Source organism: Rhodococcus sp. NPDC019050 (assembly GCF_055664235.1).
In genome coordinates, this window is the sequence record NZ_JBVOON010000010.1 from 95,853 (window position 1) to 109,230 (window position 13,378).

A 13,378-nucleotide genomic window follows, 5' to 3' on the forward strand; every position below is an offset into this window, starting at 1 on the left:
GCGGTTCGTCGGGTTTGTACAAGACAGGTGGGTACCTGATGTCCGACCGTGGGACACATGACCGACAAAGTGACTCCCGTACCCGAGGGTTACACCGCCCTCACGCCTTTCCTCGTCGTGGAGGGCGCAGCATCCGCGATCGATTTCTACTGCGATACCTTCGGCACGACCGGTGCGTGTGGTCATCGGTGGTGGTTCAGTGCCCGCACAGCGGGCAATATGCAACCGAGCTTTCGGAACCCGACTTCATCGTCCGATCGGTTGACGGATGGTGGACGGTCGGGGGATGCGCCGGCACCGTGTCACCGAGCACGCTAGGAGGGTGGATCCGATGAATGCACTGCAGCGGACGCTCGCGCGGGGCTTCGGTGGCCTCACCCGACGGATGTACCAGGGCGGCCGACCGGGGTCGGTGGCTCGCGCGATGAACGGGTTCGCGAGCCGCCAGTACGCGGCAGGGCTGCTGTCCCCCAGCTATGCGATGACCCTCGAAGTGACCGGGCGGCGCAGTGGCCAGCCGGTGACTCTGCCCGTGGTGGTAGCCGACTTCAACGGGCAGCGGTATCTCGTGTCGATGCTCGGCGAGGCCAATTGGGTGCGCAACGTGCGCGCCGCCCGGGGCCGCGCTGTCCTGCACCGTCATGGCAGCGACACGGTGCACCTCGCGGAGGTCGACCCGGGCGAACGTGCCCCGATCCTGCGCCGCTACCTCGAGCTCGCGCCCGGCGCGCGACCTCATTTCCCGATCGACCGGCACGCCCCCGTCGCCGAATTCGAGCGGATCGCGGATCGGTATCCGGTGTTCCGGGTCGACGCCGTCGGCTAGCGCGGCAGGGTGCCGCGGGTTCGTCCGGGGCAGCAGCCGAGTCCCGAAGGACACCGGCCGCACCGGTCTCCGCACTCCATACCTCGCGCGAGCCCCGACGACGCGCCCGCGCGTTCCCTCATCGATCGAACCGTCAGGAGCCCTCGTGTCGACCGAAAACCTTTGGACCGCATCGCGTGTGGGTGACCGTGTCGTCAGCGCGGACGTCGACGGGCTTCCGTGTCACGGTGACGACCCCGATCTGTGGTTTGCCGAGGCGCCTGGAGATCTCGAACTTGCGAAATCCCTGTGCACCGGGTGTCCCGTGCGTGCGCGCTGCCTTACGGCGGCATTGGCCCGCGAAGAGCCGTGGGGGGTGTGGGGCGGCGAGATCATCGATCACGGTGTGATCGTCGCCCGCAAACGTCCGCGTGGACGACCGCGCACGACGGCAATCACCGAGTCGCGCAAAGAACTGGTGCGCGCCTGAAGCGGCTGCCCGGCCCCCGACGCGGATCCCCACCGAATCGAGCAGAACCCGAAAGCTCGACGCCACCGGTCAACGCGGCAGTCGCCGCCAGATCGCCCGCGGCAGCAACCGCATCCCGAAGAACACCGGCCGCAGCAGTCCCGGCACCCATACCTCGCTGCGACCGCGACCCAGGGCGCGCACCACCGCGTCCGCGACCTGCGGAGGGGTGCTCGAGAACGGTGCCGGCTTCATTCCGTCGGTCATCCGCCCGATCACGAATCCGGGCCGCACCAGCAACAACGACACTCCGCTGCCGTGCAGCGCATCCGCGAGCCCGGACGCGAATCCGTCCAGACCGGCCTTCGCCGACCCGTACACGTAGTTGGCGCGCCGCACCCGCACTCCCGCCACCGACGAGAACACCACGATCCGTCCCGAGCCCTGCCCGCGCAGCAACGACGCCAGCCGCGTCGCCAACGCGACCTGCGCCACGTAGTCGGTGTGCACGATCGCCACCGCGTGCGCAGCATCGGTTTCGGCGCGGGCCTGGTCACCGAGGATCCCGAACGCCAGGACCGCCACATCGATCGGCCCGTACGTAGCCACCAGGTCGTCGAGCACCTGCTGGTGCGTGTCGAGCGCGTCGGCGTCGAACTCGGCAGTGTGCACCGCAGTCGCACCCGCCGCGACCACTGCGTCCTTCTCCGCGGCGAGGTCGTCGGCACGCCGCGCGGCGAGGATCACGGTGCGGCCGGGCGCGAGCCGACGGGCTACTTCGATCCCGATCTCGCTGCGGCCTCCGAATACGACGACAGTTCCCGGTGCGCTGTTCATGCCCGTCAGTCTCGCGCCTCCGGGGGTGCATCGGTGCCGCCGGGTCCCCTTGTGCCGCCGCCGCGGCGGTCGCGGGCGCTCTAGGCTTCCGGGCATGGTTCACACCCCCGAGGCGCTCGGCGACCGTGCCTTGCAGTTCCTGTCCGAATACCATCTCGGCACCCTGACGACGTTGCGGGCCGACGGCACCCCGCACGTGGTGGCGGTGGGGTTCACCTGGGATCCCGACGCGCAGGTGGCGCGGGTGATCACCAACGCCGGGTCGCAGAAGGCCCGCAACGCCGCCCGCGGCGGCTACGGCGCGGTGAGCCAGGTCGACGGGGGCCGCTGGCTCACCTTGGAAGGTCCCGCCCGGGTCCGCGACGACGCCGACGCCGTCGCCGAAGGGGTCGCCCGTTACGCCCGCCGGTACCGGCAGCCACGGGAGAACCCGACCCGCGTGGTCGTGGAGATCGCGGTGGCCCGGGTGATGGGCTCGGTGCTGGACTGACCGGCCGGGACGCTCAGGCGGGCAGCACCGTCAACCCGTGCGGCCGCAGATTCATCGACTCGCAGCCGTCCGCGGTGACCACCACGATGTCTTCGATGCGCGCACCCCACTGTCCCCGGAAATAAATACCCGGTTCGATGCTGAACGCCATGCCCGCCTCGAGCGTCTCGGTGTTGCCGCCGACGATGTACGGCTCCTCGTGGACCGACAGGCCGATGCCGTGCCCGGTGCGGTGCACGAACACCTCCCCGAAACCTTCGGCGGTGAGCAGATCGCGCGCCGCGGCATCGACCGCTTCGGCGGTGATCCCGGGGCGCACCGCGTCCACCGCGGCCTGCTGCGCCGCTTCGAGCACCGCGATCTTACGGGCGATCTCCGGGTCGGGCTCGCCGATGCTGTAGGTACGGGTGGAATCGGAGTTGTAGCCCGGTTCCACGGGTCCGCCGATGTCGATCACCACGATGTCTCCGGCTTCGATGACCCGGTCGGACACCTCGTGGTGCGGGTCGGCGCCGTGCGGACCGGACCCGACGATCACGAACGCCGCCTCGGTGTGACCCTCGGCGAGGATCGCGGCGCTGATGTCCGCGGCGACCTGCGCCTCGGTGCGACCGGCGCGTAGCCACTCCCCCATGCGGGCGTGCACGCGGTCGATGGCGGCTCCGGCGCGGCGCAGCGCGTCGATCTCGTCGTCGTCCTTGAGCATCCGCAGTTGCCGGATCACCGGGGTCGCCAGCACCGGGGTGCCGTCGAACCGGGCCGCGAGCGGCACCAGATGCAGTGCCGGCATGGCCTCGGCCACCGCGACGTTGCGCGCGCCCGGCAGCAACTCCGCGACCAGCGCATACGGGTCCTGCCCGTCCACCCAGTCGCGGATCGGCAGCGTGAGGTCGGCGACCGCCGACCCGTTCAGCGACGCCAACTCGAGGCGCGGCACCACCACGGTCGCCGGGGACCCGTCGGTTGGGATCACCAGGCAGGTCAGCCGCTCGAACGACTCGGCGCGCGACCCGATCAGGTACCGCAGGTCGGGACCCGGGGTGATCAGCAACGCGTCGAGCCCGGCGGCGGCGCCCAGTTCGGCGGCGCGAGCGAGGCGGGTTCCGTAGCGGGCGGCGGGAAATCGGGATTCGGCGGTGCTCATGATCCCCAGCGTATCGGTCCGACCCGAATGGCAGGATGTGGTCCGTGACCGCACCCGAGACGTCCCCGCCGACCGTTCCGCAGCCGACGCTCCTGCTGCTCGACGGCGCCAGCCTGTGGTTCCGCGCCTTCCACGCGTTGCCGGAGTCGATGACCGCACCCGACGGCACGCCCGTCAACGCGGTCCGCGGTTTCGTGGACATGGTGGCGTCGCTGATCCGCCGGCACCGGCCGACCCGGCTGGTGGTGTGCCTGGATCTGGACTGGCGTCCGGCGTTCCGGGTCGCCGCGGTCCCCAGCTACAAGGCACACCGGGTCGCGGCCGGATCGGGCGGCACCGTCGAAGAAGTCCCCCCGGCGCTGCTGCCGCAGGTCCCGGTGATCCTCGAGGTGCTCGCGGCTGCGGGGATCGCCACCGGCGGGGCCGCCGGCTTCGAGGCCGACGACGTGCTGGGCACCCTCGCCGCCCGAGAGCGCACCGATCCGGTGGTTGTGGTCAGCGGCGACCGCGATCTGCTGCAGGTCGTCGCCGACACCCCGGTCCCGGTGCGGGTGCTCTACGTCGGTCGCGGCCTGGCCAAGGCCGAACTGTTCGGTCCCGCGGAGGTTGCGGACCGCTACGGGGTGCCGGCCGACCGTGCCGGTGTCGCCTACGCCGAACTGGCGGCGCTGCGCGGCGACCCGTCGGACGGGTTGCCCGGCGTCAAGGGTGTCGGGGAGAAGACCGCGTCCGGGTTGCTGCTGCAGTACGGCTCGCTCGCGGCGGTCCGCGCGGCCGTCACCGACGACAGCTCGCGGTTGTCGCAGGGCATGCGCGCGAAGCTGGCCGCGGCCGCCGAGTATCTCGATGCGGCGCTGCCGGTGGTGCGGGTCGCCACCGACGCGCAGGTGCAGATGTCGCGGCCTGATGTGCTGCCGCAGGTCCCCGCCGACCCCGCCCGACTCGACGACCTGGCGCGCCGGTGGGGTGTGGAACGGCCAGTGACCTCGCTCGTCGCGGCGCTCGCCGGGCAGTGACCGATTGCGAGGCCGATCGTCGGCCTCAGTTGGGGCGGCTGACCTCGTAGGTGCCCGCGTCGTCGGTGAAGGTCAACGTCACCGAGCGGTACTGGCCGTCGACGGTGACGGTGCACGCGAAACTGTTGCCCGCGGCCACTTCCTGACCGGTCGGGCAGGAGACGTCCCCGACCTCGGTGGCGCCGTACGACTCGGTGAGCACCTTCGCCACACCCGCCTCGGCGGCTTCCGCGTCGAGGGTGGTCGTGGCGCCGAGGGTCGCGATCGCGATCACACCGCCGACGACGAACACCAGTGCCACCACCGCGCCGATGATCAGCGGCAGCTTCGACTTCTTCGGCGGCGCAGGAGGCTGGCCCCAGGGCTGGGCGCCGGCGGACGGCGGTCCCCACGGCTGTCCGGGCTGCTGTTGTCCCGGGTGCGGTCCGGGCTGACCCCACTGCTGCGCCCCGGGCGGTGGACCCCAGCCGGGTTCGGCGGCCGGGCCGGGTTGCTGCGGTCCGCCCCACCCCGGCCCTGCGGCAGGTTGCCCCCAGCCCTGCGGGCCGGGTTGCGGCGCGGACGGCTGCTGCGGTGGCGGACCCCAGGGTTGTTGCTGGGGCGCACCCCCGCCCGGTGCCCATTGCCCGCCCGCGGCGCCGGGCTGCTGCGCGCCGCCGCCCTGCTGCTGCCACGGCGGAGGACCGGGGTTCGGCTGTGCGGGCTGTCCCCACCCGGAGTGCGGCGGCGCCCAGGCCCGGTCGTCGGGCGTGGCCTCCCACTGCGAGCCGGATGCCGGGTTCGCCCACGGATCGGCGGGACGGGAGGGTCGCTGCCCGCCCGGGTCCTGAGGTTCGTTCGGCCCGGTCATCGTCGCCTCCAGCTGCCCGTCACATCGGTTGGTTCACCGTAGCCCGTCCACCACTGGGCATCGGTACGGCAGCGCGTATCAAACCACACCTTCCGGTCCGGTCGTGTCCCCGGAGGGTCACCCCGCCGCTGCTCACTCCGCCGCCGGATCGATGGCCACCACACCGCGCCGGATCGCCCCGACGGCCCGACCGGCCGTGCGCGCCAGTTCCGGGTCGTCCGCGCAGGTCCGCACCTGGTCGAGCAGGTCGATCAACTGCCGGCACCACCGCACGAAATCGCCGGGAGACAGCTCGCGGCCCGCAGTGTCGGCCGCGATCAGCGCATCGGTGAGCGAACCGGAATTGGCCCAGGTGAACGCGGCGGTCACGAAGCCCAGATCGGGTTCGCGGGTGGGCGGCAACCGATGTCGCACCTCGTCGGCGCGCAACGTGTCGCACATCCGGATCGTGTCCACGAGTGCCGTGCGGATCGGCCCGGTCGGGCCGCGCACGCTGATCACATCGTCGGTGCGTGACTCGTAGATCACCGACGACGCCACCGCCGCCAACTCGGCCGGGGACAGGCCCGCCCAGATCCGGTGCCGCAGGCACTCCGCGACCAGAAGATCCGCCTCGGCGTACACCCGCGCCAGCCGGTCACCGGCGTCGGTGGTCTCCGGATCGTCACCCCCGGTGAGGTATCCGCGTTCGGTCAGCAACGCCACGATCCGCTCGAAGGTACGGGCCAGCGAATCGGTGGTGGCCTCGGCGCGGCGCCGTTGCTGCTGCGTTTCCCGCAGCAACCGGTGGTACCGCTCCCCTACCCGCGCCAGCGAGTCGAGGTCGGGACGGTCGTGCGCCGGGTGGCTGCGCAACCGGCGCCGCAACGTGTCGATCTCCCGGCTGTGCGCTTTGCTCTTGCCGCGTTTCGGTCGTCGCGGCGCCGAGTACCCCTTCGACCGCAACGCCGAGGCGATGTCGCGGCGGCCGCGACCGGTGCGATGGTCGACGTGCCGCGGCAGCCGAAGTCGCCCGAGTACCTGCGCCGGTGAGGGGAAATCTCCCGCCGACAACCGCCCGGACCATCCGTCCGGGGTGACGACCTGCGGCCGCGGGTCCACGGCGTCCTGATCGGCCACGACGACGACGGCCAGCCCGGAGTGCTTGCCGGCCGGCACCGCAACGATGTCGCCCGCCCGCAACGTCACCAGCGACGCCACCGCCTCCTGTCTGCGGTCCTGCCGGCCACGCCGTTCGTGTTCGCGCTCGGCGGCGGTCAGGTCCGATCGCAGCGTCAGGTAGTCGAGGATTTCGCTGTCGGCGCCGCCCAGTTCGTCGCGCAGCTTCGCCAGCGTCGCCTCGTTGCGCTCGATCGCGCGGGTCAGCCCGACCACCGATTTGTCCGCCTGGAACTGGGCGAACGACATCTCCAGCAGGGCGCGGGAACGGTCCACCCCGACGGCGTCGATGAGATTGACCGCCATGTTGTACGACGGACGGAACGAACTGCGCAGCGGGAAGGTGCGGGTCGACGCGAGCCCGGCGACGGTGGCCGGTTCCACACCCGGCTGCCATAGCACCACCGCGTGCCCCTCGATGTCGATGCCGCGACGTCCGGCCCGGCCGGTGAGCTGGGTGTATTCGCCGGGGGTCAGTTCGGCGTGGGTTTCGCCGTTGAACTTGACCAGCTTTTCGAGCACCACGGAGCGGGCCGGCATGTTGATGCCCAGCGCGAGGGTTTCGGTGGCGAACACCGCCCGCACCAGACCGCGCACGAACAACTGCTCGACGGTGTGCCGGAACGCCGGCAGCATGCCCGCGTGGTGGGCGGCGATACCGCGTTCGAGGGCGGTGCGCCAGGTGCTGTAGCCGAGTACCTCCAGGTCCGCGCGCGGCAATTCACGGGTGTGTTCGTCGATGATCCGGCCGATCTCGGCGGCCTCCTGATCGGTGGTCAGATGCAACCCCGATCGCAGGCACTGCTGCACCGCGGCGTCACACCCGGCACGGCTGAACACGAAGGTGATCGCCGGCAGCAACCCGTCGCGGTCCAGGCGGGTGATCACATCGGGCCGGGGCAACGGCCGGTGGTTGCGGCTGCCGAAACCGCGGCCGCCGCGGCCCTGCCACCGGTCCCCGCCGTCGGCGGCGAGCCGGCGCCGCACCGCGGCGAGCAGTTCCGGGTTGACGACCACACCGCGGCGACGTTCCCGCCGCGGCAAATCCGCCGGTTCGGCGCGGGCGTCGAACAGGTCGTAGATCTGCGGACCGACCATCATGTGCTGGTGCAGCGGGATGGGCCGCACCTCGTCGACGACAACGGTGGTGTCGCCGCGCACGGTGGTCATCCATTCACCGAACTCCTCGGCGTTGGAGACCGTCGCGGACAGGCTCGCCAACCGCACGTCCTCGGGGAGATGCAGGATGACCTCTTCCCACACGGCGCCGCGGAACCGGTCGGCGAGGAAATGCACCTCGTCCATCACCACGTGCGTCAACCCGATCAGCGAGGACGACGACGCGTAGATCATGTTGCGCAGCACCTCGGTGGTCATCACGACCACCGGCGCGTCCGCGTTGATGGACTGGTCGCCGGTGAGCAACCCCACCGACGCTTTGCCGTGCCGGGCGCACAGATCGGCGTACTTCTGGTTGCTCAGCGCCTTGATCGGGGTGGTGTAGAAGCATTTGGTGCCGGCCTGCAACGCCAGGTACACCGCGAATTCACCGACCACCGTCTTTCCGGCGCCGGTGGGGGCGCACACCAGCACCGAGTGCCCGTCCTCGAGCGCACGACACGCATCCTTCTGGAACGGGTCGAGCGGGAAGGCGAGGTCGGCGGCGAAGTCGGTGAGGCGGGGGCCGGACACCTCAGGGACGGCCGACGGGGCGTGGGGGTGCTCGCTCACAGGGTGTCGGAGTAGTCGGGGCGGGTAGGCGCGGCGGGTTCGACGGGTGCCGGGGTGGGGATCGAGGAGCCCTCGTCGTCGTCGAGGTCGCCCCAGCCCTCCTCCTTGCGGCGGCGCGCGCGGCGCCGGTCGGTGATCCGGGAGATCTGGATGGCCACTTCGAGCAGCAGCGTCAACGCCATCGCGAGGGCGATCATCGAGAACGGGTCCTGGCCGGGGGTGGCGATCGCGGCGAAGACGAACATCGCCATGATCAGGCCGCGGCGCCACGCCTTGAGTTTCTCGTACGGCAGGACGCCCACCGCGTTGAGCGCGACGACCACCAGCGGGATCTCGAAGGACACTCCGAAGATCACCAGCAGATTGATGATGAACCCGAAGTATTCGGAGCCCGACAGGGCCGTGACCTGCACATCGTTACCGATGGTGAGCAGGAACGACAAGGCGTGCGAGACGACCAGGTAGGCCAGCACCGCGCCGGAGACGAACAGCACCGCGCCGGAGACGACGAAGCCGATCGCGTAGCGCCGTTCCTTGCTGTACAGGCCGGGGGTGACGAACGCCCACAGCTGGTAGAGCCACACCGGGCAGGCCATCACGATGCCCGCGGTCAGCGCGACCTTCAATCGCAACATGAACTGTTCGAACGGGCCGGTTGCGAGCAGTCGGCAGGCGCCGTCGGTGCTCAGGTCGGCGCGCGCGGACGGCGGCAGCTCACAGTAGGGGCCGCGCAGGATTTCGCCGAGGCTGTCGAGCCCGAACACCCCGCGGCTGTACCAGAAGAATCCGAGGATGGTGGTGAGAAACACCGCAGCGACCGCGATGAGCAGCCGTGTGCGCAGTTCGTACAGATGCTCGACCAGCGACATGGTGCCGTCGGGGTTGGTCTTGCGCCGACTGCGGCGGGGATCGAACGGGATGCGCACGGTGCGGTTCTCAGCTCCTGACAATGGCCGCCGGGGTTCGGAGTCCGGGCCCGTCGGCATCAGCGGAACCGGGACACCCGTGTGGGTGCCCCGGAGGGGAGAGCACGGTCAGTGAGACCGCGGTTCGCTGTGAGGGGCGTTCTGCTGCTGCTGCGGCGGGACGACGGTCGGCTCGACCGGCGGTGCCGGCGTCGGCGCGGGCGGCAGCGGCTGCTGGGTCCCGGCCGGACGCGCATCGTCGTTCTGCATCTCCTTGACTTCACTCTTGAAGATGCGCAGCGAACGACCCAGGCCGCGTGCGGCGTCGGGAAGCTTCTTCGACCCGAACAGGATCACGACGACCAACGCGACGATGGCCCAGTGCCACGGGCTCATTGCACCCATTTACAACCTCCACAAATCGGCTGGTGTCGATGCTACCGGACCAGGGCCCGGCTGATTCGCATGCCGAAGCGAATCCGCAGGGAGTTTGCACGGGGTTCACACAACCGTTTCCTGCGCGTCGATTCAGGTGAGCGGTTCCGCGGCGTCCAGAGCGGCGTAGGCGGCGAGGGCTTCGCCCGCCCGAGCCCGCACCGCGGAGACCAGGTCGGCGGGTGCGAGGACCGTCACGCCGCTGCCGAGACCCACCAGCAACCGCACCATCCAGTCCCGCGACGCATACCGCAACACCGCCTCGCAACTGCCGTCCGGGAACACCTCGACGTCGGTGAGCGGATAGTAATCGAGCAGCCAGGTGTATCCCGGTTCCAGACGCAGCCGAGCGGCGGGCAACGCCGGGTCACCTTCGAACAATTCGAGGTGGTCGTCGCCGGTCAGGGCCCGCTGCGGCGGCTGGGCCGCCTCGTCCAGCACGGTCGCGTCGTCGATCCGGTCGAACCGGAACAACCGCACGCCCTCGGCGGTACGGCACCACGCCTGCAGATAGGTGTGCTCGTCGATGAGCACGATGCGGATGGGGTCGACGACCCGTTCCGAGACGGTGTCGCGCGACGCCGAATAGTAGGTCAGGTGCAGGGCCCGGCCGCGGCGCACCGCGTCCCGCACCCGTCCCGCGACCGGATTCTCCATTACCGCAGGACCGGTGCTTTCCGGGGAGTTCGCCGTCGCGGCGGTGCCGGCCGCCGCCTCGATCTTCGCGATCGCCGACTGCGCCGCCGCCGGTTCCACCACGCCGGGCATCTCCAGCAGCGACCGCAACGCGACGAGCAGGGCGGTCGCCTCGGTGGAGGTCAGCCGCAGCGGACGGTCGATGCCCGCGGTGAACGTCACGGCGATGCTGTCCTCGGAGAACGACAGGTCGATCAGGTCGCCGGGCCCGTACCCGGGCAGTCCGCACACCCACAACTGGTTCAGATCGTCCATGATCTGCTTGGGGGTCACCCCCAGATCGCGGGCCGCCTCCGCTGCGCTGATCCCGGGGTGCGCCTGGAAATAGGGCACCAGGTTCAGCAACCGCGCCAACCGGCTGGACAGTCGTGCACTCATCGTTCGTCGTCCCCCTCCGCGGCGACCGGGTCGCCGACCACCCGGGCGAGGATGCGTTGCACCTCGGCCCGCAATTCTGCCGGTTCCAGTACCAGCGCGTCGGCGCCCTGACCGGCGATGATCCGTTCGATCCATTCCCACGACCGCACCGGCACCTCGAGCACACTGCCGTCGCGTCCCCCGATCTGCCGCGACTCGAGTTCCTCGCCGAGCCGGCGCAGCTCGTAGGCCTTACCCGCCGCCACCCACACCCGAGCCGAGCCGGAAACATCGCGCTGGCTGGTGGCGGCCAGGACCCGGGCCCGCAGGTCCACCCCCTCCGGGATCTGCACCGCCCCGGCCGGGCCGATCGCGGTGACATCGTCGCCGATGCGGGAGAGCCGGAAGGTGCGCGGCGCATCCCGGTCGCGGTCGTGGCCCACCAGGTACCAGCGGCCGTGTACGGTCACCACACCCCACGGATCCACGGTGCGTTCGGTCCACGGTTCGGTGGGAGAACTGCGGTGCGAGAATCGCACGGCGCGCCCGGCATCGATCGCGGCGAGCAGTTCCTGCAGGGCCGGTTCCGAGCCGCGGGCGCGCGCCGGGATCGGGGCGACCGTCCCGGGATCGACGTCGACCTGCACCCCTGCTGCCCGTAGTTTCAGCAACGCGCCCTGGGCCGCGGACGTCAGTTCGGGCGACTCCCACAGTGCGGATGCCACCGCGACCGCGGCGGTTTCCTCCTGAGTCAGGTCGATGTCGGGCAGTTCGTAGGCGTCGCGGTTGATGCGGTAGCCCTCGACGGTGGAGAACCGGGACGGCATTCCCGTTTCCAGCGGCACCCCGAGATCCCGCAGTTCGTTCTTGTCGCGTTCGAACATCCGGCTGAACGCCTCGTCGCTCGCGCATTCCGAGTATCCGGCCACCGACGTGCGGATCTTCTCCGCCGGGAGGTACTGCCGGGTGGACAGCAACGCGATGACCAGATTGACCAGCCGTTCGACTTTCGAGATCGCCACGGCCCAACCCTAATGCCCCGCAGCCCGCGCACCGCCCCGGAACGTCTCAGCCGGTGACGGCCGGCACTCACATCGACGCGATGAGCCGCTCCACCCGTTCGTCCACGGCCCGGAACGGGTCCTTGCACAACACGGTGCGCTGCGCCTGATCGTTGAGCTTGAGGTGGACCCAGTCGACGGTGAAGTCGCGGCCCGCGGCCTGCGCTGCGGCGATGAAGTCGCCGCGCAGTTTCGCGCGGGTGGTCTGCGGCGGAGTGTTGACCGCCGCCTCCACCGCCTCGTCGTCGGTGGCGCGAGCCGCCAGCCCCTTACGTTGCAGCAGGTCGAACACGCCGCGGCCGCGTTTGATGTCGTGATACGCCAGATCGAGCTGGGCGATCTTCGGGTCGGACAACTCGATGTCGTACCGGTCCTGGTAGCGCTGGAACAGTTTGCGCTTGATCACCCAGTCGACCTCGGTGTCGACCTTCGCGAAATCCTGCGATTCGACGGCGTCGAGCACCCGTCCCCACAGGTCCACGACCTGCGAGACGTACGGGTCCGGGGTGCGGGTGTCGAGGTACTCCACCGCCCGCGCGTGGTATTCGCGCTGGATGTCCAGAGCGCTGGCCTGCCGGCCCCCCGCCAGCCGCACCGGTCGCCGCCCGGTCAGGTCGTGGCTGACCTCGCGGATCGCGCGAATGGGGTTGTCCAGTGCGAAATCGCGGAACGGCACGCTCGCCTCGATCATTTCGAGCACCAGCGCCGCCGACCCCACCTTGAGCATCGTGGTGGTCTCGGACATGTTGGAGTCGCCGACGATCACGTGCAGCCGCCGGTACTTCTCGGCGTCGGCGTGCGGTTCGTCGCGGGTGTTGATGATGGGACGGGACCGGGTCGTCGCCGAGGAGACGCCTTCCCAGATGTGCTCGGCGCGCTGCGACAGGCAGAACGTCGCGGCCTTCGGGGTCTGCAGCACCTTGCCGGCACCGCAGATCAGCTGCCGGGTCACCAGGAACGGCAGCAGCACATCGGAGATCCGGGAGAACTCCCCCACGCGCGCGACCAGGAAGTTCTCGTGGCAGCCGTAGGAGTTGCCCGCCGAATCGGTGTTGTTCTTGAACAGGTAGATGTCGCCGCCGATGCCCTCTTCCGCGAGCCGCTGCTCCGCGTCGATGAGCAGTTCTTCGAGCACCCGCTCCCCGGCGTGATCGTGTTCGACGAGCTGGAGGAGGTTGTCGCACTCGGCGGTCGCGTATTCCGGATGCGACCCGACGTCGAGGTACAACCGCGCTCCGTTGCGCAGGAACACGTTGGAGCTGCGCCCCCAGGACACGACCCGGCGGAACAGGTAGCGGGCCACCTCGTCCGGACTGAGTCTGCGGTGCCCGTGAAAGGTACACGTGACGCCGAATTCCGTCTCGATACCCATGATTCGTCGCTGCACACTTCGACAGTACCGCTACGGTCCGACCACCATGGGT

General features: G+C 70.2%; 13 protein-coding genes and 1 pseudogene. 5 read left to right on the top strand and 9 right to left on the bottom strand.

The window, feature by feature from the left end; all coding sequences use genetic code 11:
* Nucleotides 1-57 precede the first annotated feature (57 nt).
* The 3 genes and pseudogenes from AC0B44_RS12615 to AC0B44_RS12625 all read left to right on the top strand — a co-directional run.
* A pseudogene (locus tag AC0B44_RS12615) lies at nucleotides 58-171 on the top strand (VOC family protein); the annotation flags it as partial.
* Between the two features lie 160 nt (nucleotides 172-331).
* Nucleotides 332-826: a nitroreductase/quinone reductase family protein gene (locus AC0B44_RS12620; RefSeq protein WP_378528246.1), complete on the top strand. Its 495-nt coding sequence runs from the start codon at nucleotides 332-334 to the stop codon at nucleotides 824-826.
* A 178-nt stretch (nucleotides 827-1,004) separates the two neighbouring features.
* Complete coding sequence (locus AC0B44_RS12625; RefSeq protein WP_378528264.1) at nucleotides 1,005-1,295, top strand: WhiB family transcriptional regulator; 291 nt, start codon at nucleotides 1,005-1,007, stop codon at nucleotides 1,293-1,295.
* Between the two features lie 69 nt (nucleotides 1,296-1,364).
* Here AC0B44_RS12625 and AC0B44_RS12630 read toward each other — a convergent pair whose 3' ends face one another.
* Complete coding sequence (locus AC0B44_RS12630; protein ID WP_471903217.1) at nucleotides 1,365-2,111, bottom strand: SDR family NAD(P)-dependent oxidoreductase; 747 nt, start codon at nucleotides 2,109-2,111, stop codon at nucleotides 1,365-1,367.
* Between the two features lie 94 nt (nucleotides 2,112-2,205).
* On the opposite strand from AC0B44_RS12630, the gene AC0B44_RS12635 reads away from it, so the two are divergent.
* Nucleotides 2,206-2,601 carry a PPOX class F420-dependent oxidoreductase gene (locus AC0B44_RS12635; RefSeq protein ID WP_378528248.1) on the top strand — a complete coding sequence of 132 codons (396 nt, stop codon included), beginning with the start codon at nucleotides 2,206-2,208 and terminating at the stop codon, nucleotides 2,599-2,601.
* 13 nt (nucleotides 2,602-2,614) lie between these two features.
* Here the strand turns inward: AC0B44_RS12635 and AC0B44_RS12640 are convergent, their stop codons facing one another.
* The gene (locus AC0B44_RS12640) at nucleotides 2,615-3,745 is read right to left on the bottom strand and encodes a M24 family metallopeptidase (protein ID WP_471903218.1); all 1,131 of its coding nucleotides are present in this window, start codon (nucleotides 3,743-3,745) and stop codon (nucleotides 2,615-2,617) included.
* 35 nt (nucleotides 3,746-3,780) lie between these two features.
* On the opposite strand from AC0B44_RS12640, the gene AC0B44_RS12645 reads away from it, so the two are divergent.
* Nucleotides 3,781-4,761: a 5'-3' exonuclease gene (locus tag AC0B44_RS12645; RefSeq protein ID WP_471903219.1), complete on the top strand. Its 981-nt coding sequence runs from the start codon at nucleotides 3,781-3,783 to the stop codon at nucleotides 4,759-4,761.
* Between the two features lie 25 nt (nucleotides 4,762-4,786).
* Here the strand turns inward: AC0B44_RS12645 and AC0B44_RS12650 are convergent, their stop codons facing one another.
* From AC0B44_RS12650 to pafA, 7 genes are all read right to left on the bottom strand, one after another.
* Complete coding sequence (locus AC0B44_RS12650; RefSeq protein WP_378528251.1) at nucleotides 4,787-5,611, bottom strand: DUF4333 domain-containing protein; 825 nt, start codon at nucleotides 5,609-5,611, stop codon at nucleotides 4,787-4,789.
* 132 nt (nucleotides 5,612-5,743) lie between these two features.
* Entirely contained in the window at nucleotides 5,744-8,500 is a 2,757-nt protein-coding gene (locus tag AC0B44_RS12655) for a DEAD/DEAH box helicase (protein ID WP_471903220.1), read from the bottom strand.
* Nucleotides 8,497-9,426 (bottom strand): twin-arginine translocase subunit TatC, encoded by a 930-nt coding sequence (gene tatC / locus AC0B44_RS12660; protein ID WP_378528253.1) that lies wholly within the window; start codon nucleotides 9,424-9,426, stop codon nucleotides 8,497-8,499. Before tatC ends, AC0B44_RS12655 begins: the two co-directional genes overlap by 4 nt.
* A gap of 108 nt (nucleotides 9,427-9,534) precedes the next feature.
* Nucleotides 9,535-9,810, bottom strand: coding sequence for a Sec-independent protein translocase subunit TatA (tatA, locus tag AC0B44_RS12665; RefSeq protein WP_378528254.1), 276 nt, complete (start codon nucleotides 9,808-9,810; stop codon nucleotides 9,535-9,537).
* A gap of 123 nt (nucleotides 9,811-9,933) precedes the next feature.
* Complete coding sequence (locus tag AC0B44_RS12670) at nucleotides 9,934-10,914, bottom strand: helix-turn-helix transcriptional regulator (protein ID WP_471903221.1); 981 nt, start codon at nucleotides 10,912-10,914, stop codon at nucleotides 9,934-9,936.
* Nucleotides 10,911-11,915: a helix-turn-helix transcriptional regulator gene (locus AC0B44_RS12675; protein ID WP_471903222.1), complete on the bottom strand. Its 1,005-nt coding sequence runs from the start codon at nucleotides 11,913-11,915 to the stop codon at nucleotides 10,911-10,913. The genes AC0B44_RS12670 and AC0B44_RS12675 overlap by 4 nt, the downstream gene beginning before the upstream one ends.
* 67 nt (nucleotides 11,916-11,982) lie before the next feature.
* Complete coding sequence (gene pafA / locus AC0B44_RS12680; RefSeq protein ID WP_378528257.1) at nucleotides 11,983-13,341, bottom strand: Pup--protein ligase; 1,359 nt, start codon at nucleotides 13,339-13,341, stop codon at nucleotides 11,983-11,985.
* Between the last annotated feature and the right edge of the window lie 37 nt (nucleotides 13,342-13,378).

Bases quoted from the DNA above. Each gene is read 5' to 3' on its own strand.
- AC0B44_RS12620 (WP_378528246.1), top strand. From the start codon at position 332: ATGAATGCACTGCAGCGGACGCTCGCGCGGGGCTTCGGTGGCCTCACC.
- AC0B44_RS12630 (WP_471903217.1), bottom strand. From the start codon at position 2,111: ATGAACAGCGCACCGGGAACTGTCGTCGTATTCGGAGGCCGCAGCGAG.
- AC0B44_RS12635 (WP_378528248.1), top strand. From the start codon at position 2,206: ATGGTTCACACCCCCGAGGCGCTCGGCGACCGTGCCTTGCAGTTCCTG.
- AC0B44_RS12640 (WP_471903218.1), bottom strand. From the start codon at position 3,745: ATGAGCACCGCCGAATCCCGATTTCCCGCCGCCCGCTACGGAACCCGC.
- AC0B44_RS12645 (WP_471903219.1), top strand. From the start codon at position 3,781: ATGTGGTCCGTGACCGCACCCGAGACGTCCCCGCCGACCGTTCCGCAG.
- AC0B44_RS12650 (WP_378528251.1), bottom strand. From the start codon at position 5,611: ATGACCGGGCCGAACGAACCTCAGGACCCGGGCGGGCAGCGACCCTCC.
- tatA (WP_378528254.1), bottom strand. From the start codon at position 9,810: ATGGGTGCAATGAGCCCGTGGCACTGGGCCATCGTCGCGTTGGTCGTC.
- AC0B44_RS12670 (WP_471903221.1), bottom strand. From the start codon at position 10,914: ATGAGTGCACGACTGTCCAGCCGGTTGGCGCGGTTGCTGAACCTGGTG.